This window comes from Capnocytophaga sputigena, from assembly GCF_900446695.1.
Classification (GTDB): Bacteria; Bacteroidota; Bacteroidia; order Flavobacteriales; family Flavobacteriaceae; genus Capnocytophaga; species Capnocytophaga sputigena.
Genome location: NZ_UAVP01000003.1, coordinates 126,953 through 152,383 on the forward strand (window position 1 = coordinate 126,953; position 25,431 = coordinate 152,383).

Here is a 25,431-nt window from a genome sequence, read left to right on the forward strand (position 1 = left end):
ATACTTTATTTATTACCTACAATACACCCCAAAAAGCACGCCAAAATACCAATTCCTACACTAACTATTACATAAAGAATGGCTTTTAGTAGTTCATTTTGTTGATATAACTGCAGTACCTCCAATGAAAAAGTAGAGAATGTTGTAAAACCTCCCAAAACACCTGTCATCAGCAATAAGGGTAAAAAGCTCTCCCCTACTCTATTCTTAAAATAGCTATACAATACACCTATAAGAAAGCATCCTAATACATTTACTACCAAAATGCCTATTGGGAATGTACAAGTACGTGCTATCTTGTTAAAGGCTATTGAAAGCATATAACGCAATGTGCCTCCTACAAAGCTACCAAGTCCAACTATTAGTATATCTTTTATCATATCAACGCAAACTCTGCACAATCCTCATACGATATATATAGAATCCACTTCATTCTTTCAGATAAAAAGTAATGATGTTCAGGTATATTATCCAATATATCTACTATGACTTTTTCTAAATATTTAAATGAGAATATATAGGTTAGGTTCGATACATTATCTCCTAAATACACCACTTTTTCATCTGGTGCTATCCCCGCCTCCATTGCAATACTCTTTACAAAAGCTACAATGGCTTCATTCTCATCAAAAAACATTCTTTGATACTCATCCAATAGCTCAAAATCTACCCTACTCCCCACAAAAGGTAAGTTAGCATTCACCTTATCTACATAAATATCAGAGCTTATTATTTGAAAATCTCCATCTTCTATATGCTCTTCTAATATTTTGATAAGCTCTAAATCATAAAAATTCTTTTCCATCTCTAACGCCTAATACCAATTGAATATTCTTATACGAGTTCTTCACCAATTCTTTTGCCTCTGCCTCATCTTTCCAACATACTTTCTCTATACCTTCCTCTGTTTGGGGGACTAACTTCTTCTTGTAAGTAGTGGTCATATCATACCAATAGGTTTCTTTCAAAAAGTAGTGTCCATCGCGCTTAAACAGGTGGTAAGTAATTGTCCTAAAACGCTGTATCAAGAGTTTTTTTACCCCTGTTTCTTCCTCTACTTCACGCAAGGCACAAGTGGCTATATTTTCACCCTTTTCTTTCTTCCCTTTGGGCAAATCCCAATTGCCGTGTCGCTTGATAAGTAGTACTTTTCCTTCCTCATTATACACCACGCCTCCTCCCGCTTTTATAGTGGGTACAAGCTTCTTAAATTTCTTTATAAGTTTCTCTTCCTTAGGGTGATAGAGATATATTCTACTTACCTCTTTACGACCTAATTCCTTGATGATTTCATCAAAGGTTACATCTTTTAATGGAAAATATTTGACGTTCTCAATATTTTCTCGTACATTTGTCAAAATAATCGACTTATCGTCTAAAAATATTTCATACATAAGCTTATGATTTTAGATAACATTACGGCACAACGTACTGCCGAATTTTTACTGCAAATTAACGCAATAAAATTGAATTCTGAAAATTATTTTACGTGGGCAAGTGGTTGGAAGTCGCCTATTTATTGCGACAATCGCATAATCCTCTCATTCCCAGAGATTCGCAATTACATTGCTAACACTATGGCCACCTATATCAAAAACCATTATCCCTCTACCGAGGTGGTAGCAGGGGTTGCTACAGGAGCTATCGGAATGGGAATGTTAGTAGCTAATGCACTCAAATTGCCCTTTGTCTATGTGCGTCCTGAACCTAAAAAACACGGTCGTCAAAACCAAATAGAGGGATTACTCTCTGCAGGACAACAAGTAATTGTTATAGAAGACCTCATCAGCACAGGTATGAGTAGCCTCAATGCTGTAAAAGCCCTTCGCGACTTCGGCGCTGAAGTTTTAGGTATGGTGGCTATCTTCTCGTATAACTTTCAGGTGGCAAATGCCAATTTTGCTTCCGAAAAACTCTCCCTTCATACCCTCAGTGACTACGACCATCTGCTGGTTAAAGCTTTAGAAATAGGCTACATCAGCGAGTATGAACTCGATACTCTTAAAGAATGGCGCAAAAGCCCCGACACTTGGAAGAATTAACAAATTGAAAAATCAGTAAATTAATATGACTCAAAAAACAGAAATCCCTGAAAACTGGGCTGTCTACATCGGTAGAGTAGAAGATAAACCCGCCGTATTTCGCCTTAATTTAGGTTTAGGCGAAACTGATTTACCGCTCCCTCAATTCACTCATTGTGTGAGAGTAAACATCGTGCTAAAAAATCCTGATGAACACGGCTTTTCATCCGACCAAGAACGCGAGCTTCTCTATGATATAGAAGATACACGCCTAATGCCTCTACTCAAGGAAACCGACCTATTAGCTGGGGTTTTAACTTTTGATGGGGCGGTTACTTGGTATTTCTACTCTCAAAATGCGGCTGCCTTAGCTCCCTCGTTAGAAGAGGCTTTTAATACAAGCAATTATACTCCTGAAGTAGAAGTAGCCAACGACCCCGAATGGAAAACCTATACAGAATTTCTTTACCCAAATATCTACGAACATCAAAGCATCAAAAACAGTGCTGTACGACACCATTGCGAGCAGTCTGGCGACCATACTGACCAAGAGCGCCCTATAGACCATTGGTTGTATTTCAACACTGAAAAGGATATGGCTGAAGCTATCGATAAGGTGAAAGCCTTAGGCTATGAAATACAAGAAAGTGGCAAAATAGAACCCGAAGAAGGTGATGACCCTAACGAAGATTTAGGCTACCAATTGATAATTACCAAAGTAAATACCATAGAGGCTATCGACCCCGATACTTGGGACTTGATAGATGTAGCTCTCGATACCAATGGCCAGTACGACGGCTGGGAAACCGTTTTAGTAAAATAACAAATTGCCCGTGCGGCTCGTACCAAATTGACAAATTATCCAATGAATTTAGAAACCCAAAAAACAATCATCCCCAAGAGTGCTAAAGACCTCTTTACTCTCTTAGAAAAAGTAGAAACCTTTGAACGCTTGATGCCCGAAAACATCAGCAAATTTGAAAAACTCAGCGACACTTCTTTTGTGTTTGCCTTAAAAGGAATGCCTGAGATTTATTTAGAAAAGAAAAGTAGTACCCCCCATAGCCAGCTAGTATTAGGAGAAGCAAATGGTAAAATCCCCTTTCAGCTCACTACCAATATTGCTGAAATATCAGATAAAGAAAGCGAAGTGCAACTACTCTTCAAAGGGGATTTTAATCCCATAATGGCAATGATGGTCAAAACGCCCATCAGCAAGTTTATAGAGGTATTAGTAACAAAAATGAAAGACTTATAATGGCAGGCAATAGCTTTGGCACTCTTTTTAGGCTCACCTCCTTTGGCGAGTCACACGGCGAGGCATTAGGAGGCATCATTGATGGCTGTCCCCCCAATATTCTTTTAGATTTTGAAGCCATACAGCACGAGCTTGATCGGCGCCGTCCAGGGCAGTCGGCTATTGTTACCCAGCGCAAAGAGGGCGACAAAGTACGCTTCCTTTCGGGTATTTTAAACGGCAAGACTACAGGCACCCCTATTGGCTTTATCATTGAAAACGAAAATCAGCATTCAGCCGATTATGCCCATATAGCCGAGGTATACCGTCCCAGCCACGCCGATTATGTATATCAACAGAAATACGGTATTCGTGATGTTCGTGGAGGCGGACGCTCATCAGCACGCGAGACCGTAAGCCGTGTGGTAGCAGGATCTATTGCCAAACAAGTACTCAAAGGAATACAAATCAACGCTTATGTATCAAGTGTAGGCGAGCTTTCCCTTACTAAACCCTATACCGACCTCGATTTAGCCATAGCCGAAACCAATGCCGTGCGCTGTCCCGATCCTATCTTAGCAGAACAAATGGAAGCCTATATCAAAGCTATTCGTAAAGAAGGCGACACAGTGGGCGGAGTAGTAAGCTGTGTAGTAAAAGGTGTGCCTATAGGTTGGGGCGAACCTGTGTTCGACAAGCTCCACGCACAACTCGGCAAGGCGATGCTCTCTATCAATGCCGTAAAAGGCTTTGAATATGGTAGTGGCTTTGCGGGTACTACAATGCGTGGTAGTCAGCACAACGACCTTTTCAACCCCGATGGCTCTACACAAACCAACTATTCAGGCGGTATACAAGGGGGTATCAGCAATAGTATGGATATTTATTTTAGAGTAGCTTTCAAGCCTGTAGCTACCCTTATGCAAGAACAACCTGCCCTCGATAGCAAAGGCAACATAGTAACTATGCAAGGTAAAGGCAGACACGACCCCTGTGTAGTACCCCGCGCTGTACCTATTGTTGAGGCAATGACAGCAATGGTACTATTAGATTTTTGTTTGTTAAATAAAAAACACTAAATTATTTTGATAGTTCAATAGATTTTTTATATCTTTGCGGTCTCAATTTGAAAACTAATTATATCTTAATAAAGAAATGGCACATAACATTAAAAAAGGCGTAATTCTTGGAAAAGAAGTACAAGAAGTATTCAAATACGCCAAAGAAAAAGGCTTTGCTCTTCCTGCAGCCAACGTTATCAGTTCTAACTCTATCAATGCTGCTTTAGAAACTGCTGTAGCAGTAAACGCCCCAATGATTATCCAATTCTCTAATGGCGGCGCTCAGTTTATGGCTGGTAAAGGTCTTTCTAACGACAACCAACGTGCTTCAGTTCTTGGAGCTGTAGCTGGAGCAAAACACGTTCACCAACTAGCCGAAGCTTACGGCGCTTCTATCATCTTGCATACTGACCACTGTGCTAAAAAATTACTTCCTTGGTTAGACGGTATGCTCGAAGCTTCTGAAAAACACTTCAAAGAAACAGGAAAACCTCTTTTTAGCTCTCATATGATTGACCTCTCTGAAGAGCCTATCAAAGAAAATATCGAAACTTGCAAACGTTACCTCGAACGTATGAGCAAAATGGATATGACTTTGGAAATCGAACTCGGTATGACTGGTGGTGAAGAAGATGGAGTGGATAACTCTCACGTTGATAGCAACAAACTCTTTACACAACCTGAAGATGTAGCTTTCGCTTATGAAGAACTTTCTAAAGTAAGCTCTCAATTCACTATCGCTGCCGCTTTTGGTAACGTTCACGGAGTGTACAAACCTGGTAACGTAAAATTAACTCCTAAAATCTTAAGAGATTCTCAAGACTACGTTTCTAAAAAATACAACTTAGGTCATAATGCTCTTGACCTCGTATTCCACGGCGGTTCTGGATCTACTCTCGAAGAAATCCGCGAGGCTATTTCTTACGGTGTTATCAAAATGAACATTGATACCGACTTGCAATACGCTTTCACCGAAGGTGTTCGCGACTATATGAAAGCCAAAGCTGCTTACTTGCAAGGTCAAATAGGTAACCCTGAAGGTCCTGAAGCTCCTAACAAAAAATACTACGATCCTCGTGTATGGCTTCGTGAAGGTGAAAAAACTTTCGTTACCCGCTTGAAAAAAGCTTTCGAAGATCTTAACAACGTAAATACTTTATAGTATTCCCCTTGATAAACTTTGCCAAAAGGCTACTCAGTATCAGGGTAGATCTTTTGGCAAAGTTTTTGATTTACTAAAAAAAACAAATACTTTTAAAATAATTTTTTATGAGCAACAACAATTACAATCTAAACAACAATAGTAATAGCAACAATAGCTATAACTTGAATTTCAACAACAACTACAATACTAACTATCAGAACAACAATGCTCCTGAATTAGTATCGTATGCAACTAATATAGAACAAGCTACTTTCTACCGTAAAACCTACTCTCACGTAGCAATAGCACTTTTGGCTTTTATAGTAGTAGAAGCTATTTTGATAAATATAGTACCCCCAAAATTAATTATCTCTATGGTAAGTAGTCCTTTCGTATGGTTGCTTATCTTGGGCGGGTTCTGGTTGGGCTCTATGCTTGCTAATAAATGGACACAAGCCCAAGATAGAAGTACCCAATATAGAGGCTTAGGTATTTATGTACTTTTAGAAGCAATCATCTTCTTACCGATGATTTACATAGCAATGGATCTTAGTGAAGGTTTAGCTATCATTTCTCAAGCGGGTATCATTACCTTATCATTGTTTGCGGGACTTACTGCTGTAGTGTTTCTCACTCGTGTAGATTTCTCATTCTTGCGTAGTGTATTAGTAATAGGAGGTTTCGTTGCATTAGGATTGATCGTTGCAGGGGCTATCTTTAGTTTTGACTTAGGACTTTGGTTTTCAGTAGCAATGGTAGCTTTAGCTGCTGGAGGAATTCTATACGAAACCTATAACATCAAAAACGTATATAGCACCGACCAATATGTAGCTGCAGCCTTACAATTGTTCTCATCAGTAATGTTACTATTCTGGTACGTATTGAGAATCTTACTATCAAGAAGAAACTAAGAATTAGCCAAATTTTCTAATTAGTTAATTTGCTAATGAAAAACAACATATTGAAACTTTGCTGAAGGTCGTCCTTTGGCAAAGTTTTTTATTTTATAAAGTTTGCTAATTTATAAATTATATACTACTTTTGCAACTTATTATTTTGCTTATGAAAATAAAAGAATCTAAATATTATCACCCTGTTAATATCCTACAACTTGATAGTGATGACCATATAGATGTATATGATAAATATCGCCTCCTTACTTTTTCAAACCCGTTTCGCTCTTTACTTGACGATTTGATGGCTCACATCTATCTGGGAAGTGATGATTTGGTAATCCAACGTGATAAACTGAAACATTTTGAAAAATGCACAGATTATTATACTGTAGATTATGCTTCTAAACAAAATGAATTATATGAATCGGAAGAATGCTATTATCATCCTGCTTTAGAGGTTTTTATATTAATAGATAAAAATCTTTCTAATGAGTATGACAATCAGATTTTTGAAGATGGACTTTACAGAGTGAGTTGTGTACATTATCAGAATACCAATCCTAAGGCTAAGGAACATCTTACTACTTTGTTTTCAGAGTATATAGAGAAGTATGTTTCTAAAGATTCTAAGGTTTCTATTTTGTTGAAGACACAAGTAGGGCTTGAGGTTAGGACGCATACTATCAAGCCTTATCGCATTGATTTCGAGACAATGTATAATGATGATTTCTTTGAGGTACACAATAGAGTGAAGAATGCCCTTACCAATGAAAATAAAGGTGTCGTGCTCTTTCACGGAATTGCAGGATCAGGAAAAACTAATTATATCAAATGGCTTACAAGTCAAATCCCTAATAAGAAATTTATCTTTGTGCCTACCTCAATGATTGGCTCTCTTACCGACCCTACCTTTATCGGTTTACTAATAGACAATAAAAATTCAGTATTAGTACTCGAAGACTGTGAAAACTACATAGCCGAACGTACTGCTCTCAACAGCAATACCGATGTTGTATCCTCTATCCTAAACATAGCCGATGGTATGCTCTCTGATGTCTTGGAATGCCAATTGATATGTACTTTCAATTCCGATATTTCTAAAATAGACTCTGCCCTATTGCGCAAAGGAAGATTAATAGCCGAATATAAGTTTAAAGAACTAACAGTCGAAAAATGCAATAAGTATTTACAATCTACTGATAGAGAATTCATTGTAGATAAACCTTATTCTTTGGCTGAACTCACCAATATAGATGTAAAAGAACTAAAAGAACAAAACAAACAAACTAAAATAGGTTTTAAATGATACGCATATTACTCACTTTTCTCTTCTTTTCAATAAGCTTTGCTCAAGAAACTAGTAGCCGAATGTCGTTGCTCTTTATGGGGGATGTAATGGGGCATATCCCTCAAGTAGAAGGAGCTTACAACGCTGATACTAAGCAATATGACTATATGCCTGTGTTTGACAAAATTAAACACAAATTCGCTCAAGTAGATTTTGCAATTGCCAATCTGGAAGTTACTTTAGCAGGAAAACCTTACAAAGGATACCCTCAATTCTCCTCTCCCGATGCCTTGGCTGCCGCTTGTAGAGATAGCGGGATAGATGTGTTAGTAACTGCTAACAATCACACCTGTGATAGAGGTAAAAAAGGAATCATCCGCACTTTAGATGTGCTCGACTCTCTTAAAATAGCTCATACAGGCACTTTCCGCAACAAAGCAGAGTTTGATAAAAAAAATCTTTTAGTGCTTTCTAAAAATGGAATTTCAGTTGGTATTCTCAATTATACCTATGGAACTAATGGCTTACCCGTCCCTGAACCTACTATAGTAAACCGTATAGACTTTAATCTAATGAAAGAAGATATCGAGAAAGCTAAAAAAACACATCTCGACAAGTTGATAGTAGTAATACATTGGGGAATAGAATACCAACAAAAACAAAACAAAAAACAGGAAGATGTAGCTCAATTTCTTTTTGATAATGGTGTAGATATCATTATAGGTGGACACCCTCACGTGCTACAACCTATGTACTATTATCCACAAACAGGACTTCATAAGGAACAGCTTGTTGTCTATTCTCTCGGTAATTTTATATCTAACCAACGTAAATCCCCTTCCGATGGAGGCGCTATGGTAGAACTAACTCTCTTTAAGGACGCGCGAGGCACTCATATCGCCGATAAAGGATATTATTTAGTTTGGGTGAATCGTACCCTTAAAACTAATAAAAAATACCTTTTTGAAATATTGCCTTGCAAAGAATATGAAACAGCTTCCTACAAAGAGCTCTCCGAGACTGCCAAAGATAGTATGAATATCTTTATAGACAACTCGCGTAAACTATTTAAAAAGAATATTTTTATCAACGAAAAAGAATAATCATCATCAATCATTCACAATTATGAAAAAATTTTTATTTTTAGCATCAGCACTTTGCTTGATAACTTGTAAAAATCCTGAAGCTCCAAAACCTGTGGGAGCTCTTCCTCCTTCATATCAATTACCTTGGCACGAAATGGAGTACTACGCTTTTATCCATTTCAATATGAACTCTTTCACCGATATGGAATGGGGTACGGGTGGTGAAGATCCTGCCTTGTTTAACCCCACTGAGTTAGATGTAAATCAATGGGTGAAAGTAATTAAAGATGCTGGTATGAAAGGGGTAATTATTACCGCTAAACACCACGATGGCTTCTGCTTATGGCCATCAAAATACACAGAACATTCTGTAAAAAACTCCCCTTGGAAAAACGGTAAAGGCGATGTAATTAGAGAACTTTCCGATGCTTGCAAAAAAGCAGGACTCAAGTTCGGTGTATACCTCTCCCCTTGGGATAGAAACCACGCCGAGTATGGCAGACCCGAATATGTAACCTATTTCCATAATCAACTCCGAGAATTACTCACCAATTATGGCGAAATATTTGAAGTATGGTTCGATGGAGCTAATGGCGGTTCTGGCTATTATGGTGGTGCTAACGAAACCCGCACTATCGATGCTCATACATATTACCAATGGGATAAAACATTCGCTATAGTACGCGAATTACAGCCCAATGCCACTATTTTTGGCGATGAAGGTCCTAATATCCGATGGATAGGCAATGAATTAGGCTATGGTACACCTACTAATTGGAATCCTTTTACCTCTAACCCTTCCTTACAAGGAAAAGAGCATCTACATCACTTAGGCGAAGGCGATGAAAATGGCATCAATTGGATTCCCGCTGAAGCCGATGTATCTATCCGTCCAGGTTGGTATTACCACGCACGTGAAGACCACCAAGTGCGCCCCTTAGAAAAAATGGTTGATATATACTACGCTTCAGTAGGTCGTGGTTACAATTTATTGCTGAATCTACCTATAGATAGACACGGTTTAGTACACGAAAACGACATCAAGAGATTAATGGAACTCAAAAAAGTTATAGAAGCAGATTTTGCACATAACCTCGTAACTGATGCCTCTATAACGGCTTCTAATATTCGCGAAAATCACAAGTTTTTCAGCGCTGAAAAAACTATTGACAACGATAAAAATACCTATTGGGCAACCGATGAAGGCCTAACCGAAGCTTCCATTGATATAAACTTTACCAAGCCTACAACCTTCAATCGCTTTATGGCTCAAGAATACATCCCTTTAGGACAACGCATAAAAAAATTCAAATTAGAATACCAAAAAGATGGAAAATGGGAAACTATAGATGAACAAACTACTATTGGCTACAAGCGCTTATTGCGTTTTCCCCCTGTAACAGCTACTAAAGTACGCTTTACAATATTAGACGCCAAAGCCTCTCCTCTCATTAGCAACATAGGGTTGTATAATGCTCCTGCCTTATTAGTAACACCTAAGTTTAGCCGTGATAAAAACGGACAAGTAACGCTTACCCCTGCCGATGAATCTACCGAAATTTTCTACACTTTAGACGGCAGTAATCCTACCGATAAATCGTTGCGTTACACTACTCCTTTTTCTGTTACTCATCCTACAACTCTCAAGTTTGTAGCCTACGACCAAAGTAAAAAATTGTATAGTGAAGTAGCTTCTTATTCGTTAGATATTCCTAAAACAAAATGGAAAGTACTCTCTACTATCAATGATATTCAAAAAATAGTAGATGAAGACCCCATTTCTTGGTTTATCCAAGAAAAAAGCAAAACACCTACAGCTGTTACTATTGATTTAGGAGAACTTTTAAACCTAAAAGGATTTATCTATTTACCTTCACAAGACCGTTGGGCAGAAGGAACTATCAGCCATTATATTTTTGAAGTAAGTACTGATAATATTCATTGGAAGAAAGTAAGCGAAGGAGAGTTTGGTAATATAAAAAACAATCCTATTGAACAACGTATTACATTTGCTGAAGAAAAAGCTCGTTACATCAAACTCACAGCTGTAAAAACAGTCGATGATACCAATAGAGTATCGTATGCCGAAATAGGAATCATTACACAATAAAGTAAAGTTATGTATCTTACAAACGGAAGATTATCACAAAGCCCAAAATGGCTTTATATTATAGTTTCAACCCTGTTCTTTGCCTTTACAGGGTTGAACTTTTTTGTAGCACAATTTTTAGACACTACAGCACTTATCCAGCAAGAAATTTCTCAAAAAGGAGAATTACAATTCTTATTTGAAAATTTAGTAATCTTTGCTATTTTCTTAGGATTATTATTGTTATGGGTAAAATACGTTCATCGTCAGCCGTTAGTAGCCCTCATCACCGCCCGACCAAGCATCAGTTGGAAACGATTTTGGTTTGCTTTTGGGCTATGGGGAAGCATAACCATAGCAATGACTTGTATAGACTATTTATTCATCAGTCCCAATGATTATATTTGGAACTTCCAATGGATACCTTTCTTGAAATTACTTGTAATAGTAGTATTGTTCATCCCTTTACAAACAAGTTTTGAAGAAATATTCTTTAGAGGCTATTTAATGCAAGGCTTAGGACTTGCAACGCGAAGTGCGTGGTTTCCATTGCTTTTTACCTCTATTACTTTTGGTTTAATGCATATAGCCAATCCCGAGGTAGAAAAATTAGGCTACAATTTACTTATTTATTACATCGGTACAGGTCTGTTTTTAGGTATCACAACCCTAATGGATGACGGTTTAGAATTAGCCTTAGGATTTCACGCCGCTAATAACCTTTTTACTGCCCTTTTAGTCACCTCCGATTGGACAGTATTTCAAGTACCTTCCATACTACGCGATATTTCAGAACCAACCTTAGGTTTCAGTATTTGGATGCCTTTAATATTGTGTTTCCCCCTTTTATTGTATATCTATGCTAAGAAATACAGTTGGAAAGAATGGAAAGAACGATTATTAAATTAAATACTATATTTGATAATCAGATACTTTTATAAATCTATACATATTACAATTAAAAAAGTTGAATAAAAATTTGTCGATATAAAAAAAAGTAGTACATTTGCACCCGCAAAGAAATGATAAACGAAAAATGGCGAGGTAGCTCAGGTGGTTAGAGCGTTGGATTCATAACCCAAAGGTCACGGGTTCAAATCCCGTCTTCGCTACAAAATAGGCGTAATTAGTTTGATAATCAACTAATTACGCCTAACTTCTTAAAATAGCTGTGTCAGTTTTTAGTTTTCTCTATGTTCATTATCACTTTTTCAAATGTTCTGCTATAAGTTCTAATTTTTTATACCATTCTTCTCCAAATTTTCTAATAAGGGCTTCTTTTACAAATTTATAGATTGGCATCTCTAACTCTTTCCCTAAAGTACAAGCTTCATCACATATAGGACTCCAACGATGATAATTTACCGCTGTAAATGAACTATACTCTTGCAAACGTATGGGATATAAATGACAAGATATAGGTTTTTTCCATTCTATTTTTTTATCATTATATGCTTGTTCAATAGCACAAAGTGCCCAACCTTTTTCATTTCGTACTACATAAGCACATTCTCCCCCATTTATCAATGGGGTTTCCCAATCTCCATCTTCTCCTTTTACATATATTCCTTGTTCCTCTATGGCTCTCTTTCCTTCTTCTGTAAGGTATGGTGCTACTTCTGGATAAATACGTTTCATTATATTGAGTTCTCGCTCTTCTATAGGTGCTCCCGCATCTCCTTCTATACAACAAGCTCCTTTACAAGCACTGAGGTTGCAAACAAAATCTCTTTCTACTATATCTTCTGAAATAATGGTATTAGCTATTTGTATCATTTTTATTAAGTTACTATGTTAACAATAAAAAAATAAAAGAGCAAAATGTTACTTTTAACTCTTTTATCTGTTTTAAAATTTTTAAAATCAATATACTGACCTACTCTTAATTTAGATTTTCTTAAGTTGTTGTTGCATCATTTTTATCTGTTCGGTCATAAGGTTTTGTTTGTCTAATTTTTTAGCTTCTGTAAGAAGTTCTTGGGCTTCGCGTTTTTTGCGTTTTTGCATCATTATACCTGCTAAACTCAATTTTGCCATTGCTACATCGTAACTCATTGTAAGCCCTAATTGCAAGGCTTTACGAAAGTATTTTTCAGCTTGTGTAAGATTTTTTTGTGAATAAATAATTCCGTACATATAGTTGTAATAGCCTTGTTGTTTACGTAATAAGGCTGTTTCAGGGTCTACGATTTTGCCAAGCCATTTTTCCATTCCTGCGAAATCTTGTTTTCGCAAACGCAAAAAGGTAAGTAATATAAACTCATTGCGAAAATACAATAAAATAGGAATAAGTGATAGAAAAATGAGAGCAATGCCATTTCCTATATTTCCTCGAGTGAATTGGTATACTGCCCAAGCTACAATAAGGACAGCTACAACTATTTTTAAGTATTTGTTTTGTAGATATTTCATTTCTAGTTTTATTTAAAAAAGTTTGCAAAAGTAATGAATTTCACTGAATAATACTAATAATTTAATTGATTTTTTGAATAAAGAGCTCTTCAGGATATTCTATATGAGTGAGAAACAATCCACAAGCTGGCACTGAAGCTCCTGCTTTACTTCTATTCTTACTGAGAATAATATCTTCAAAGTCTGTGAGTGATAGCTTTTGTAATCCAACATCTATAAGAGTTCCTACAATAGCACGCACCATATTGCGCAAGAAACGATCGGCTATGATGGTAAAGACTAGTTGTTTGTCTATTTTCTCCCAATGTGCTTTATAAATTTTGCATATAAAAGTCTTTACATCGGTATGAGTTTTAGAAAAACATTGAAAATCGCTATAATCAAGAAGAATTTGAGCAGCTTCATTCATTATTGCTATATTTAATGTATGAGTGAAAAACATTGCATAATCATAAGCAAACACATCTTTTTGAGTACTAATATGATACTGATAGGTACGTTTGAGGGCATCAAATCGGGTATGAGCATTTGGTTTCATCTCATATATGTTATGAACAGCAATATCTTTTGGTAAGAAAGCGTTTAATCTATGTACAAAGTTGGTAGGTAAAGGTTCGGTTACATCAAAATGAGCAAACATTTGTGAAGCATGTACACCACTATCAGTACGCCCTGCTCCTACTACACTTATAGGAGTTCGAAGTATTGTTGAAAGTCCTTGCTCTAAAACTTCTTGCACAGAAATAGCCTTTGGTTGAGATTGCCAACCGTGATAATTTTTACCAAAGAAAGAGAGTTCTATAAAATAACGCATTTCGACAAAATAAAATATTTTATTGAATAGGAATAAAAAAATAGGAATTAGACTTTTCTCTCTAATTCCTATTTTTCATTTTCATAGGATTCAATTATTGTCCTAAAAGTTTTTTTACACGTTGGAAATTAGCACTATCTCCTAAAGCTCCATAGATGTTTTTCAATTGTTCTAAGATGTTTTCAACATTACCATTTGCTTTAGTATAATTCTCTAATACTTCAGCACCTTTTTTGAATAAACCATCTTTTTGGTCTCTTAATGCTTCAAATTTAGCAATATCTGCTTTAGAATTTCCTAATTTGTTCATTTGCTCAATCAAACCATTACCTTCATTGATGTAGGTAGTAGAGATATTCAAAGCTGCATCAGCGTAGTTAGGTTTAATTTTAAGTGCTTGTTCAAAACCTTTGCGTGCTTCCAAAATATTACCTTGTTGCATATTGATTACTCCAATATTGTAGTGAAGGTCAGCATTATTTGGATCTAATTGAGCAGCTTCTTGCATTAGTTGTTTGAATTTTTCTTTATTATCTAACTGCAAGTATACATTAGCTTCAGCAAGGATGATGTTTGCATCTTTAGGATATGCTTTTTTAGCATCTTCAAATGCTTTGATAGCCTCATCAACTTTCTTTTGTTCTACATAGATAAAGGCTATGTTTTTTATGATATCGGCGCGTTTAGAAGGTGTTTTTTCAACTCTTGCTTTTTCGTGAGTCCCTGCTTTTACCATTAGTTCAGCTTGGTTTTTATCAGAGAAAGTCTCATCTTGTTTAGTTTGTTTATTGGTTGCGATATAAAGTGTTTCAGCTCCATCATAACCAAGGTCTTTAAGTTCTGAGTACAATTTCACGGCTTTATCATAGTCTTTGCCTTCTACTGCTACTACAGCAGCATTGTACAAGAACACAGTATCGCGAGCGCTAAGGCGATATACTTGTTCAAAAGCTACTGAAGCATTTTTGTAATCCTTAGCTTTGTACTTTTCTTGAGCTTGTCCTACTGCAAAGTTTATAGCTTCATCAGCTAATGATTGTAACTGATTAGTATATTTTCCTTTACCGCCTTCTAATTGTTTTACTTTAGCAAAAGCAGCGGTAGCGTTTTGCAAAGAAGCCAAACTTTTGTTTTTCTTAGTTAGCTCGATATTAGCTTGAGCTTCTAAAAAATAAAACTGAGGAGCAAATTCAGTGCCTTCTACACTTCCTTTGATGGCATTTAAACCACTTTGAGCTGATGTTAAATCACCTTTACGGATTTGTTTTTCAATCTCTTTAAGTTCTTTTTTTTGTCCGAATGCGACTGCCGAAATAAGTAGCGCAGCAGCCATTAATAATGGTTTTCTCATATTGTTTTGCAATTTTAAAACAGTTTTTTGTTTTATGTATTTATTTATAATTCGCAAATGTAGTGCTTTATTTTAAAAATACCAAATATTTTTAACTTTTTATTTAGAAACAAATATTATACCAATTGTATTATTTTGATTATTAGATTATTGTTTTCTCAAAAGGAATAGATTACATTCCTAAGAACCTCATCACTTTGTTGTTATGGCGAGTAGTTACATTGAGTTGTTGTGTAAAACTAATTCTAAAAGTAGAGTTTTTAATACTTACAAGGTCGGAATTATTAAAATATACTCGTTTATTATTATGTAGTATTGAAAAATCTATTGTTGAGTTTTTAATTTTGTAAGTAAGAGCAATATTGTATCTAAAATTTACATATTGATTAATTTTCATTTTACTTATAGGAGCTGTTTCTCCCCCAAAATAGAATCCTAATCCTACTAAACCACTAAAGGTGAGATTAGGGGCAATTTGCCAAAGATTGGCTACCCCTCCACTTAACCCAGTTTGTATATGCTTGAAATCGTCAGTTCTATCTGGATCTATAAGAGGCAAACTGAGTTTATGATAGAAAACGCCTCCTCCAACATAAAAACTAAATAAAGGTTTTAATTGATTACCTTCTGGATTAAAAATATTTTTTAAAGAGGTTTCTCTCCATTTGGTGAAGTATAAAAATTCACTTCCTATCTGTTGTACACGAGCATCTTTGAGAAGATGTATATTTTGACCATTTTCATAATAGAAACCTTTATAACTTTGGTAATAAAGGTCTAACAAAAACTTATTGCTAATAAAAGAATGTATTTGAAAATCAAAATAGCTCGTTTTTCCATATTTATTTTCATTGCGCAAAGGCATTAAACCTCTGGCATAGTCTAGGTTTACATAGGTATTATGCACTCCTAAACCCAACCCCATTGTAAGAGGATAGTTGGGCAATATTGTTTTATTTTTTAGATTTATATTTATAGGAGAATCTTCTATATCAACTGCGAGATAATTAATACTCAATGACGGTTTTATCCACACTTTATATTGATACCTTTTAGTAGTAGTGGTATCTTGTGCCCATAAAGTAGTGATTGATAAGAAAAAAAGAACTATATATTTCATCCTGTTAGAAGTTAAAAAGGAAAGGTTTTGTTGAACTTTGCTAAAGTCTCGTAAGAGACTTTAGCAAAGTTTATACCTTAAATTTTAGTAACCTAAGATTTTTAACATTTCGTCAGCTTTTTGCTGTTCCATAAAGAGACGAGAGGTGAGGTTACCATTTTTATCTTTATCAATAAGTACTATTTTAGGTTGTGGAATGAGGCAGTGTTGCAATCCCCCTACCCCACCAATACTATCCTGATATGCCCCTGTATTGAAGAAACCTATATAGAGTGGTTTATTTTTGTTATATTTAGGTAAATAGATAGCGTTCATATTTTGTTCGCTATTGTAATAATCATCACCATCACAAGTAAGCCCACCAAGGAGTACGCGTTCATACTCATCATTCCAACGGTTGATAGGCAATAATACAAAACGTTTATTAATAGCCCAAGAATCAGGCAAAGTAGTAATGAAAGAGGAATTAATCATATTCCATTTTTCACGGTCGTTTTGTTGTTTTTGGTACATTATCTCGTAGATAGCGCCTCCAGCTTCTCCCACTGTGAAACTTCCAAATTCAGTAAAGATATTAGGCACAGGTACTTTTTCTTGATCGCAAGTAATTTTTATCTGGCGGATAATCTCATCAACCATATAGGCATAATCATACTCAAAAGCTAATGAACTTTTGATTGGAAAACCACCACCTATATTAAGGCTATCAAGTTCAGGAGCTACTTTTTTGAGCTGGATATATACACGCAAACACTTCAAAAGTTCATTCCAATAGTAGGCATTATCTTTAATACCTGTATTGATAAAGAAGTGCAACATTTTGAGGCGCACTTTTGGATTGTCCTTAATTTCACGATTGTAGAAAGGTACAATATTTTTATAACCAATTCCTAAACGGCTAGTGTAAAACTCTGAACGAGGATCTTCTTCAGAGGCAATACGAATACCAATATTGTACGATCCTTCTATTTTTTCTTCAAACAAATTGATTTCCTCATAGTTATCAATAATTGGAATACAATTTTGATAGCCACGATTGATAAGATCGGCAATGCCATCAATATAAGCATCACGTTTGAAACCATTACACAAAATATAGTTCTCTTTGGTAATCAATCCTTCGCTGATAAGGTTGTTGATAATATTGATATCAAAAGCTGAAGAGGTTTCCATGTGGATATCATTCTTCAAAGCTTCTACCATTACGTGTTTGAAATGAGAACTTTTGGTGCAATAACAATAGTTATAAGCCCCTTTATATTTGTGTTTTTTAATAGCTTTTTCAAACCATTTTTTGGCACGTTGAATATTCTCGGATATTCTGGGTAGATACATAAATTTGAGGGGAGCTCCATACTTGCGTACAAGTTCCATCAAATCAATATTGTGAAAGCGAAGTTCATCGCCATCTAAAGTAAATTCATCTTGTGGAAAATAGTAGGTTTGGTCAATTAGGTCAATATATTTATTTTTCATTTGTACAGTGTAAATTAAATAATGAGTGATTTTTAGTAAAAAACATTTGAGGTAACCTTAATTTGTCACCTATTTATTACCTAACTACACCTGATTCAAATACGAAGTGGTGAAAGACTTTTAGCCTTAAATTTAATTTGTAGAGAATGAGTGCGTGCAGAGTGAAAATAACTTAAAAATAAAATGTTCATTTTCAGCGACCAAAGGTTTTAGTAATTAAATTATCTTATACTTCAGAAATAGTATATTACTATTCGAGTGCAAAAATAATTATTATTTTTGAATTACAAACACATTGAATAGAAAAAAGTGAGGAATATTTTATTGTCTAGAACATTAATCTAAATATTTTTAAGGTTCAAGTTGTGGAATATACTCATTTTATAGAGTACAAAAATACCTCCAGAAAGGATAAAATTTCTTGGAGGTATTTTTTATAAAAACAAATACTATTTTGATTTTCCTTGATTTGCAACGCTATTAATAGCAGCAGCAATTGCTTCTTGGTCACCTAAGTAATAGTGCTTGATAGGTTTTAAGTTAGCATCGAGTTCATACACCAAAGGCACCCCTGTAGGGATGTTGAGTTTAAGGATTTCATCCTCAGAAAGTCCGTCGAGGTATTGAACTAATGAGCGCAAACTATTACCGTGAGCTGCAATGATTACACTTTTACCAGCTTTAATATCAGGAGCTATTTCATTGAACCATATAGGCAACATACGATCATAGCAATCTTTCAAACTTTCACCAGCTGTTTTTTCTTCTTTAGTAAGGGCAGCATAGCGACGGTCGTGTGATGGGTGACGTTCATCGGATTCTTCAATAAATGGAGGACGTACATCATAAGAGCGACGCCATAAAAGCACTTGGTCTTCACCATATTTAGCAGCTGTTTCAGCTTTGTTTAAACCTTGTAGTGCTCCATAACTTTTTTCATTGAGTCTCCAGCTTTTGTGAGTAGGTACCCAAAGGTCACCCATTGCTTCTAAAGCATTGTTCAAAGTTTTGATAGCTCTTTTAAGTACAGATGTGTAGGCAACATCGAATTTGAAACCTTCTTCTTTCATTACACGTCCTGCTTCGCGAGCTTCTTGTACTCCTTGCTCAGTTAAATCTACATCTTGCCACCCTGTGAATAGGTTGAGCTTGTTCCATTCACTTTGTCCGTGGCGTAAAAGTACTACTTTATACATATATAATTCAATTAATTTTATTTTTATTCGCCTTCATTTTTTCCGCCTAAGCCTTTAAGGAAGTTACCTAATTGTTTTTTAGCTTCTTTTTTAGCCTCCTCTTTAGCTTTTTCTTTCACTTTAGTCATTGTGCTGTCTCTATTTTTCATCAGTCCACCAACAGTTTTGGTTATTTCGCCTGCTGTACCTGAACTGGTTTTACTTCCTAACGCTTGTTGTAGTGCATCAGTACCTTTAGCAGTAAGATTATTAATTTGGTTTTTAGCTATTTGAGTAGCTAAATCTTTTACTACGGTTTTGGCATCAGTGCTTACTTGAGGTTTTTTAAAAGTTCCTCCAACGGTTGCAACTACAGGTAAGTTGGTTATTTTTTTCTGATTTTCAGGAGTGAGTTTTGATAACAAACCTTCGGCTTCTTTACCTAACATTTGAGGGGGAACATTGAAAGTGAGTTTGTAATTCATCTGTTGGTCGAATCCATGAGACCCCGCTACCTCTATAGCTACATCTTTATATTTAATAGTAAAAGGTTTTATTTTTACTTTTCCATCCTCAAAATCAACTGCTGCTTTCACATCTTTGAGGTTAAGATTATTTAAATTCAATCCTGTAAATTGGCTATCTAAGGCTGAAAGTAAGGCTGAACCGTGACTATCAATCTTAGAGTCGATGAGAGCTGCAAATAAATCACCTGAGACACTATTGATTTCAGGAGTTAAATCGTTTTTCAAAGAACCTTTCACATTGATAACAGTATTTACTTTACCTTGTACTACTTTAGCAATAGGCGCAATTTTTTCTAACATCGTGATTTGAGAGAACGCTTCGGGAATATTGACACGATTGAGGTTTAAATCTACATCAAAAGTAGGTGTTTTCTCTTTGGTAGAGACATCACCTGAGAGGGCTATGTTACCTCCAAAAATATCTGATTTTAGGTTTTCTAAAGCTACTTTTTCATCTTTTATTATCAGTTTTCCTGATACATTACTCAACTTCAAATTGTCGTATAACACTGTATTAGCTTTAGCTGCAAGAGTACAATCCAAGAAAGCAGGTACTTTTATAGCTGCTTGATCAGTAGCCTTAGTAGTTGTTTTGGGAGCTTCTTTAGTTTCTTTTTTAGGAGTTGTTGTTTCGGCAGTAGCAGGTTGCATAAAATCGTTTACTACCAATTTATTAGAAGAAAGATTGAAGTTTCCTTTGAGAATTTCTTTTCTAAAAGCAAATCCGTATAGATTATCAATTGTTCCAGTAAGATGCAAATCGGTTTCACCTGTACGGGCATCGAATTGAGATAGCCCAATGTGTGAAGGACTAAATGCTACATTCAAATTATCAATATGAAAAGGCTTCACAAACTCTTCGCCTGCATATACAAATTGAGAAAGGGATAAATTACCTTGTGCTTTAATATTTTGATAGTTTTTAGTTTCTACTGATTTCATATCCAGCTGTGTAGCGATATCAGCACGAAGAATACCTGAGAACTTCTTATCTAACGAAATTGGATAAGCTTGAGATAAATTAGCTAAATTGATAGTACCTTTTACTGCTAAATCAACAAATGGATTTACTACTATATTACTCACATTGGCACGAGCTGAGAAGTGATCTTGGTCGATACTCATTGTAAATTTATTGAGATTTACTTTGGTATCGTTGGTAATACCCGTAGTGTTGTTTACTTTTAGGTCGATAGTGATGTCACGCACCGTTTTAGGCAGGTTCGGATATTTAAAAGAAGCATTGTCTGCATACATTTCAAGTCCGAAAGTAGGAATTTTATCACCTACCATATCTCCTTTTGCAAAACCTTTGAGAGTGAGATTACCTGTAGTTTTTACATTTTCAATACTTTTGGAGTACTCTTCAGGAATAAGAGCTAAGAAGTTTTGAAATGAATTAGTAGGAGTGCTAAAAGTAAGATCGTAACGTTGTCCTTCTTCTAATAGCTGAATAAATCCATCAAACACCAAATCTAAGCGGTTTACAGTAGCTTTATTTTGTTTGAAAGTGTACTTTTGATTTTTTAGGTCAATACCTAAAATAGCTTGAAGTGTAATAGGTACTTGTTTCATAAAAGTACTTTTATCCATTGCAAAAGTTACGTTGGCTTTAGTTTGTGTATCTAAATCCAACACTTCTTCAGCAAAGTTACCTTTTCCGCTATGATAGATGTCGGCTACTTCCATAAAGAGGTTACCGTCATCCATTTTAAAAGTAAATTTTAAATTTTCAACGTTATATTGTTGAATATCGAGTTTGATAGGAGCAGATTCTTCTTCAGGTTTATCGGAAGGGATGGCGATATCAAAGTTACCAACTCCTTCTTTATTAAGGTGTATGTATACAGAAGCATCTTTCACATTAGCACCTAACAAATTGTAGTTACCCGCTAATAAATCTTTTATACTCAAAGTTACATCAATATGTTTAGCAGCAAAAAGAGTATCACCTACAAAGGGTTCTTTATTTACTAATACAAAATCATTTAGGGTTACTTGAGCTTTAGGAAAGTTTTTAAATAGACTGATATCTACATCTTGCAAAGCAAGATTTGCTTTTAAATTCTTATTTGCCATCTCAATCACCTTTTCTTTAATAGTATCTTTAAAGAAAAAAGGAATAGCAATCATTGCAATGATGAGGAGCAAAAGTGTAATACCTCCCCACTTAAATATTTTTTTAGCTATTTTCATTGTGTTTACAATTATATTTTATAGAGGGCAAAGGTACGAAATAATTTTGAATTGTTACAATCGTTCTACAAATAAAACGGCATCGTCTATAGAAATTATTTTCACGATGGTGTTAGAAGGAAGCCGCTCACCAGTGGTCATAGCGTCTAATTCGTGTATAGTTCCGCGTACACTAATGGTTACTTTACCCCTCCCCTGTTTATATTCAGGTATAGGAATATAAACTTCAGCCGTTTTTCCTATAGTTTCTGAGAGTTTGAAAGTATTGTCTTCTGAAAGTCTCATTAGAGCTCTGATAATAAGGAAAAATAAGTATACAAACAAAACTCCTACTACAATAGCTAAAGTTATGAGTAGGAGTTGATTGTTAATAATTTTATAAAATGAAATACCAGTCCAGCTAAATCCTAACAAGAAGTTCATCAAATTACGAAAAGAGAAAAGCTGGAAAGGTGTGTCGCCTCCGTTGAGATCACCATCGAAATCGGCGGAAGTACCATCGGAGGCGTCACTTCCTATAAATGTAAGTATCATTTGGATAATAAAAATCACAGAACTAGGGATTGCTACCATCCAAAATCCTTTTAAAAGAGTATCAAAGTTATTGAAAACTTCTAACATAGTATATAGTTTTTATGGTTATTATCGTATTGATTTAGGTTCTACACCTGTATTGATAATTGCCTGACGAATATCAGTAAAAGTTTTGAGATTTGTTTTTCCTTTTACAATTTTAAAATTATCCCCTCTCTTAAGAAAATAGATTATATTTGATTGTCCTCCAAAATAGGGCGGTTTAAGATTTTCTATGGAACCTCCTGTTTTTACGGCAGTAAAGAATGCTACATATTGTCTCACACGTTCCTCAATTTCATTTTTGTTTTGATTAAAATCGTAAGATACAACTTCCCAATCACTATTACTTAGACGTTTTGCATTAATTTTTACTTTATCCACCACTTCTTCAGAGCAAGAAGGAGAGTTGAAACGTTTTAAATCAGCAATAAACTCCTCTGTGAGGCTTACATTAGTAGCGTGAGGTCTTGCCCCTGTTCTAGTACGTCTCACTACTGTTTTAGAATCTCCTCCCTCTACTATAACTGTAGTAGTCTCAATAGGATGAGAAGTAGGAATATTCTTCTTAGGTTTAGGGTTGCTTTTAGGTGTTGTTGCAACAGGTTTAGATTCTCTTATAGGTGCAGGAGTATCAACAGGCATAGGGGTTGCTACTTCTACTATATTATCTTCCTGATTCTCGCGACTTTTAGTTTGAGAAATAATTTGTTCCAAATCTTTTTGATAGGATTTTAATTCGGAAGCCCCTCCTCTTAAATAAGGACGCAAAAGACTATCTACTTGTTCACTATTATAAGCTGAATAATCAAAATCTTTCAAGAAATTCTCCCATACTGCTTTTTCAAACTCAGGACGTAATTTCTCAGTAAGATAGTTTCGTTTTTTTGCTTCAGCTAAGAAAAGAGCTCCTTTAGGATCGGCGTGAGTATTTTTCCAATTTTGCACTTCAGCAAGAAAGAAACGAGCAGGAGATACTATATCAATTTTAAGAGTATCTTTATTACCTTGTTGTACCATTGTCGCCAATTTAGATAGTTGTTCTCTATTAAAAACAACAGTATCTTTTCCTTCTTCAGCAAAAGTAATTACCAGTTTAGTTTCAGTTTCAGGTAATCCTTTTTTTAAGCGGATACAAGCACTGTCAATCTCATAAGTACGTTCATCTATATTTGTTAAGAAATGAATATCTTCAATTTTGCTTTCAGAATTAAAAGCAATGTAAGCCTTGGTAGGATCTTTGAGCATAGGAAATATAAACCAATAACCTATACCTACTAATGCCAAAACAAATACTACAATAGATGCTATTTTTAGCCAGAAGAAGCGAGATTTGTGTACAGGCTTATTCTTGTCATCTCCAATAATAGCCAAGCTATTATTATTCACTACAGCAAGTTGATTTTTTGCTTGAGGGCTTTCAGAAGCAAGCATTTGAGGATTGTGTACATTACCCTCAATTTCATAGTTTATCTCACCACTTTTAGAAATACTTATCACCCTCTTTGTATCTTGATTCTCAAACTCAAAGTGATACAAGTGTTCAGGAAGAACTATCTCTATAGGAGAGTCACTACGCAAGGAGTTGCTAAATAAAATCCCATTGATTTTCAGAGCTACAGATACTATTTTATTGGAAACAACTGTAAAATGATATTGTTCAAAAGGAATAGATAGAGGGACTTTTTCATCTACTACATAATTACTTCTAAAAACAATTCCATTATAACTGATATTGAATATCTTTTGAGCCTCTTCACCTTTAAAAAGGAAATAAAAGCCTTTGCTATCACTATGAGGTTTAATTTTGAAGCTACCACTTTCTAAAGTTAAGAAAGTAATATATTTTTGAAAATCATACTGAGGAGTTTCGACATAGAGTTTTGTTTCTTTTTCTACAAAAGGGACATACTCTAAACTATAACTATTATCAGTACGTTTGATATAACCTTTTTTAATTGCTTTTTTAATAGTATCATTATAAGAGAACATTTGGTGATACTTAGATTTTTCAAGGAGTAATTCTATAGTATCATCATCTGAAAAAATCTCACTTCTATAAGTAGAACTTACATCTCTACCATTTCTCATAAAAGCTAAAACTTTTATTCTTTTATCAGAGATAGTAAAGTGAGATGTTCCGCTATTACTTGCTGTACTTGCAGCTGTATTTGAGAGAGTTCTATATTCGGGGAAAAGAAGCTCTATACTATAAGCAAAAGGATTTTCGACGAATTCATTTCGCAAGAATAAGATATCCTGAAGGTTGCTAAACTCAGGACGATATGGTGTATTGAAGTATTTATCTACTTCATAAATATCTCTGTAAGAAAAAACCTTAGGTGCATAGGGCATTTCTAAAGTGCAAGGTTTTGCATCTAGCTCTTCAGTAAGTTGTTTTTCATAACCTCGTAGGAGATTGAAATAAGGGAAGATATCTTCTTTTTCATTAAGCAATGGCGCCCCATTTTCGTAGTTTATATGTTCTGCAAAGTACATATCCATCAACAAGTTGAGTACTTGCCGAACTCCACGCCATTGCAAAGAATGAGGAATATACAAAGAAATAGCTATATACACTCCTGTTTGACCATTCACCTCACGAGAAGAGCGATATTGGGTGTATATTTTATAATTTTGCGTAAATTGAAGTGTGTAAAAATCTACACGAGGAATATGGATACGAATAAAAGCACTAAGGTCCTTTAATCTGTCCTTTATTTCTTTAAGTTGAAAATTAACTCCTTGAGAAGCTAAAACTTTACAACCTTGCTTGTAGCCCCATATAGTTAGGCCGACTGTATTAATTTTTGATTCCATTGTAATAAGAAACTTGCTAAAAAACGAGGCAAAAGTAGATATTATTTTTGAGAAAAAAAAATATATTTGTAAAAAAAATACCTATTAAAGATTTCACTTCTTTAATAGGTATCAAAAATTATAATTGATATGAACTATTTACTACT

General features: G+C 35.2%; 23 protein-coding genes and 1 tRNA gene. 11 read left to right on the plus strand and 13 right to left on the minus strand.

Translation table 11 applies throughout. The features are described 5' to 3' along the window. Positions 1-5: 5 nt before the first annotated feature. Genes crcB through DR017_RS00735 form a run of 3 tightly spaced genes read right to left on the minus strand, consistent with a single transcriptional unit; the run spans position 6 to position 1,394 of the window. Positions 6-380, minus strand: a complete 375-nt coding sequence (crcB, locus tag DR017_RS00725) for a fluoride efflux transporter CrcB (RefSeq protein ID WP_002678937.1) — start codon at positions 378-380, stop codon at positions 6-8. After that, complete coding sequence (locus tag DR017_RS00730) at positions 377-805, minus strand: hypothetical protein (protein WP_002678997.1); 429 nt, start codon at positions 803-805, stop codon at positions 377-379. Before DR017_RS00730 ends, crcB begins: the two co-directional genes overlap by 4 nt. Next, positions 786-1,394: an NUDIX hydrolase gene (locus DR017_RS00735; protein ID WP_002679148.1), complete on the minus strand. Its 609-nt coding sequence runs from the start codon at positions 1,392-1,394 to the stop codon at positions 786-788. The genes DR017_RS00730 and DR017_RS00735 overlap by 20 nt, the downstream gene beginning before the upstream one ends. A 6-nt stretch (positions 1,395-1,400) precedes the next feature. On the opposite strand from DR017_RS00735, the gene pyrE reads away from it, so the two are divergent. From pyrE to DR017_RS00790, 11 genes are all read left to right on the plus strand, one after another. Continuing rightward, on the plus strand, positions 1,401-2,042 hold the full coding sequence (gene pyrE, locus DR017_RS00740) for an orotate phosphoribosyltransferase (RefSeq protein WP_002678999.1): 642 nt from the start codon (positions 1,401-1,403) through the stop codon (positions 2,040-2,042). 25 nt (positions 2,043-2,067) lie between these two features. Next, complete coding sequence (locus DR017_RS00745) at positions 2,068-2,844, plus strand: DUF695 domain-containing protein (protein ID WP_002679107.1); 777 nt, start codon at positions 2,068-2,070, stop codon at positions 2,842-2,844. A 42-nt stretch (positions 2,845-2,886) separates the two neighbouring features. Next, positions 2,887-3,279, plus strand: coding sequence for a hypothetical protein (locus DR017_RS00750; RefSeq protein WP_002678944.1), 393 nt, complete (start codon positions 2,887-2,889; stop codon positions 3,277-3,279). Continuing rightward, positions 3,279-4,337, plus strand: coding sequence for a chorismate synthase (gene aroC / locus DR017_RS00755; protein WP_002679140.1), 1,059 nt, complete (start codon positions 3,279-3,281; stop codon positions 4,335-4,337). Before DR017_RS00750 ends, aroC begins: the two co-directional genes overlap by 1 nt. Before the next feature lie 76 nt (positions 4,338-4,413). Further along, entirely contained in the window at positions 4,414-5,481 is a 1,068-nt protein-coding gene (gene fbaA, locus DR017_RS00760) for a class II fructose-bisphosphate aldolase (protein WP_002678943.1), read from the plus strand. Positions 5,482-5,588: 107 nt separating this feature from the next. Further along, entirely contained in the window at positions 5,589-6,374 is a 786-nt protein-coding gene (locus DR017_RS00765; RefSeq protein WP_002679138.1) for a Bax inhibitor-1/YccA family protein, read from the plus strand. Between the two features lie 151 nt (positions 6,375-6,525). After that, the gene (locus DR017_RS00770) at positions 6,526-7,665 is read left to right on the plus strand and encodes an AAA family ATPase (protein ID WP_002679001.1); all 1,140 of its coding nucleotides are present in this window, start codon (positions 6,526-6,528) and stop codon (positions 7,663-7,665) included. Beyond that, complete coding sequence (locus tag DR017_RS00775) at positions 7,662-8,750, plus strand: CapA family protein (protein WP_002678991.1); 1,089 nt, start codon at positions 7,662-7,664, stop codon at positions 8,748-8,750. Before DR017_RS00770 ends, DR017_RS00775 begins: the two co-directional genes overlap by 4 nt. A 22-nt stretch (positions 8,751-8,772) precedes the next feature. Next, on the plus strand, positions 8,773-10,842 hold the full coding sequence (locus DR017_RS00780; RefSeq protein WP_002679088.1) for an alpha-L-fucosidase: 2,070 nt from the start codon (positions 8,773-8,775) through the stop codon (positions 10,840-10,842). A 9-nt stretch (positions 10,843-10,851) separates the two neighbouring features. After that, positions 10,852-11,730, plus strand: a complete 879-nt coding sequence (locus DR017_RS00785) for a CPBP family intramembrane glutamic endopeptidase (RefSeq protein ID WP_002678946.1) — start codon at positions 10,852-10,854, stop codon at positions 11,728-11,730. Between the two features lie 129 nt (positions 11,731-11,859). Continuing rightward, positions 11,860-11,933, plus strand: a tRNA-Met gene (locus DR017_RS00790). A 91-nt stretch (positions 11,934-12,024) separates the two neighbouring features. Here the strand turns inward: DR017_RS00790 and DR017_RS00795 are convergent. The 10 genes from DR017_RS00795 to DR017_RS00840 form a co-directional block, all read right to left on the minus strand. Beyond that, the gene (locus tag DR017_RS00795) at positions 12,025-12,597 is read right to left on the minus strand and encodes a DUF3109 family protein (protein WP_002679093.1); all 573 of its coding nucleotides are present in this window, start codon (positions 12,595-12,597) and stop codon (positions 12,025-12,027) included. A 111-nt stretch (positions 12,598-12,708) separates the two neighbouring features. After that, a complete protein-coding gene (locus tag DR017_RS00800) occupies positions 12,709-13,233 on the minus strand; it encodes a tetratricopeptide repeat protein (RefSeq protein ID WP_002678966.1) in 525 nt (174 codons plus the stop codon). A 61-nt stretch (positions 13,234-13,294) separates the two neighbouring features. Continuing rightward, on the minus strand, positions 13,295-14,047 hold the full coding sequence (gene truA, locus DR017_RS00805) for a tRNA pseudouridine(38-40) synthase TruA (RefSeq protein WP_002678982.1): 753 nt from the start codon (positions 14,045-14,047) through the stop codon (positions 13,295-13,297). Positions 14,048-14,141: 94 nt separating this feature from the next. Next, positions 14,142-15,398 carry a tetratricopeptide repeat protein gene (locus DR017_RS00810; RefSeq protein WP_040361137.1) on the minus strand — a complete coding sequence of 419 codons (1,257 nt, stop codon included), beginning with the start codon at positions 15,396-15,398 and terminating at the stop codon, positions 14,142-14,144. 172 nt (positions 15,399-15,570) lie between these two features. Further along, the gene (locus DR017_RS00815; RefSeq protein ID WP_002679022.1) at positions 15,571-16,518 is read right to left on the minus strand and encodes a DUF4421 family protein; all 948 of its coding nucleotides are present in this window, start codon (positions 16,516-16,518) and stop codon (positions 15,571-15,573) included. 84 nt (positions 16,519-16,602) lie between these two features. Beyond that, positions 16,603-17,994, minus strand: a complete 1,392-nt coding sequence (locus DR017_RS00820) for a type III PLP-dependent enzyme domain-containing protein (protein ID WP_002678986.1) — start codon at positions 17,992-17,994, stop codon at positions 16,603-16,605. 449 nt (positions 17,995-18,443) lie between these two features. After that, a complete protein-coding gene (gene gpmA, locus DR017_RS00825; RefSeq protein ID WP_002679206.1) occupies positions 18,444-19,190 on the minus strand; it encodes a 2,3-diphosphoglycerate-dependent phosphoglycerate mutase in 747 nt (248 codons plus the stop codon). Positions 19,191-19,213: 23 nt separating this feature from the next. Further along, on the minus strand, positions 19,214-21,892 hold the full coding sequence (locus DR017_RS00830; protein WP_002678924.1) for an AsmA family protein: 2,679 nt from the start codon (positions 21,890-21,892) through the stop codon (positions 19,214-19,216). Between the two features lie 54 nt (positions 21,893-21,946). Next, on the minus strand, positions 21,947-22,513 hold the full coding sequence (locus DR017_RS00835) for an NfeD family protein (protein ID WP_002679085.1): 567 nt from the start codon (positions 22,511-22,513) through the stop codon (positions 21,947-21,949). A 21-nt stretch (positions 22,514-22,534) separates the two neighbouring features. Further along, a complete protein-coding gene (locus tag DR017_RS00840; RefSeq protein ID WP_002679025.1) occupies positions 22,535-25,285 on the minus strand; it encodes a hypothetical protein in 2,751 nt (916 codons plus the stop codon). Between the last annotated feature and the right edge of the window lie 146 nt (positions 25,286-25,431).

Bases quoted from the DNA above. Each gene is read 5' to 3' on its own strand.
- DR017_RS00730 (WP_002678997.1), bottom strand. From the start codon at position 805: ATGGAAAAGAATTTTTATGATTTAGAGCTTATCAAAATATTAGAAGAG.
- fbaA (WP_002678943.1), top strand. From the start codon at position 4,414: ATGGCACATAACATTAAAAAAGGCGTAATTCTTGGAAAAGAAGTACAA.
- DR017_RS00770 (WP_002679001.1), top strand. From the start codon at position 6,526: ATGAAAATAAAAGAATCTAAATATTATCACCCTGTTAATATCCTACAA.
- DR017_RS00800 (WP_002678966.1), bottom strand. From the start codon at position 13,233: ATGAAATATCTACAAAACAAATACTTAAAAATAGTTGTAGCTGTCCTT.
- DR017_RS00735 (WP_002679148.1), bottom strand. From the start codon at position 1,394: ATGTATGAAATATTTTTAGACGATAAGTCGATTATTTTGACAAATGTA.
- pyrE (WP_002678999.1), top strand. From the start codon at position 1,401: ATGATTTTAGATAACATTACGGCACAACGTACTGCCGAATTTTTACTG.
- DR017_RS00785 (WP_002678946.1), top strand. From the start codon at position 10,852: ATGTATCTTACAAACGGAAGATTATCACAAAGCCCAAAATGGCTTTAT.
- DR017_RS00820 (WP_002678986.1), bottom strand. From the start codon at position 17,994: ATGAAAAATAAATATATTGACCTAATTGACCAAACCTACTATTTTCCA.
- DR017_RS00780 (WP_002679088.1), top strand. From the start codon at position 8,773: ATGAAAAAATTTTTATTTTTAGCATCAGCACTTTGCTTGATAACTTGT.
- gpmA (WP_002679206.1), bottom strand. From the start codon at position 19,190: ATGTATAAAGTAGTACTTTTACGCCACGGACAAAGTGAATGGAACAAG.
- DR017_RS00835 (WP_002679085.1), bottom strand. From the start codon at position 22,513: ATGTTAGAAGTTTTCAATAACTTTGATACTCTTTTAAAAGGATTTTGG.
- DR017_RS00815 (WP_002679022.1), bottom strand. From the start codon at position 16,518: ATGAAATATATAGTTCTTTTTTTCTTATCAATCACTACTTTATGGGCA.
- DR017_RS00745 (WP_002679107.1), top strand. From the start codon at position 2,068: ATGACTCAAAAAACAGAAATCCCTGAAAACTGGGCTGTCTACATCGGT.
- DR017_RS00750 (WP_002678944.1), top strand. From the start codon at position 2,887: ATGAATTTAGAAACCCAAAAAACAATCATCCCCAAGAGTGCTAAAGAC.
- DR017_RS00810 (WP_040361137.1), bottom strand. From the start codon at position 15,398: ATGAGAAAACCATTATTAATGGCTGCTGCGCTACTTATTTCGGCAGTC.
- DR017_RS00840 (WP_002679025.1), bottom strand. From the start codon at position 25,285: ATGGAATCAAAAATTAATACAGTCGGCCTAACTATATGGGGCTACAAG.
- DR017_RS00830 (WP_002678924.1), bottom strand. From the start codon at position 21,892: ATGAAAATAGCTAAAAAAATATTTAAGTGGGGAGGTATTACACTTTTG.
- truA (WP_002678982.1), bottom strand. From the start codon at position 14,047: ATGCGTTATTTTATAGAACTCTCTTTCTTTGGTAAAAATTATCACGGT.
- crcB (WP_002678937.1), bottom strand. From the start codon at position 380: ATGATAAAAGATATACTAATAGTTGGACTTGGTAGCTTTGTAGGAGGC.
- DR017_RS00775 (WP_002678991.1), top strand. From the start codon at position 7,662: ATGATACGCATATTACTCACTTTTCTCTTCTTTTCAATAAGCTTTGCT.
- DR017_RS00795 (WP_002679093.1), bottom strand. From the start codon at position 12,597: ATGATACAAATAGCTAATACCATTATTTCAGAAGATATAGTAGAAAGA.
- DR017_RS00765 (WP_002679138.1), top strand. From the start codon at position 5,589: ATGAGCAACAACAATTACAATCTAAACAACAATAGTAATAGCAACAAT.
- aroC (WP_002679140.1), top strand. From the start codon at position 3,279: ATGGCAGGCAATAGCTTTGGCACTCTTTTTAGGCTCACCTCCTTTGGC.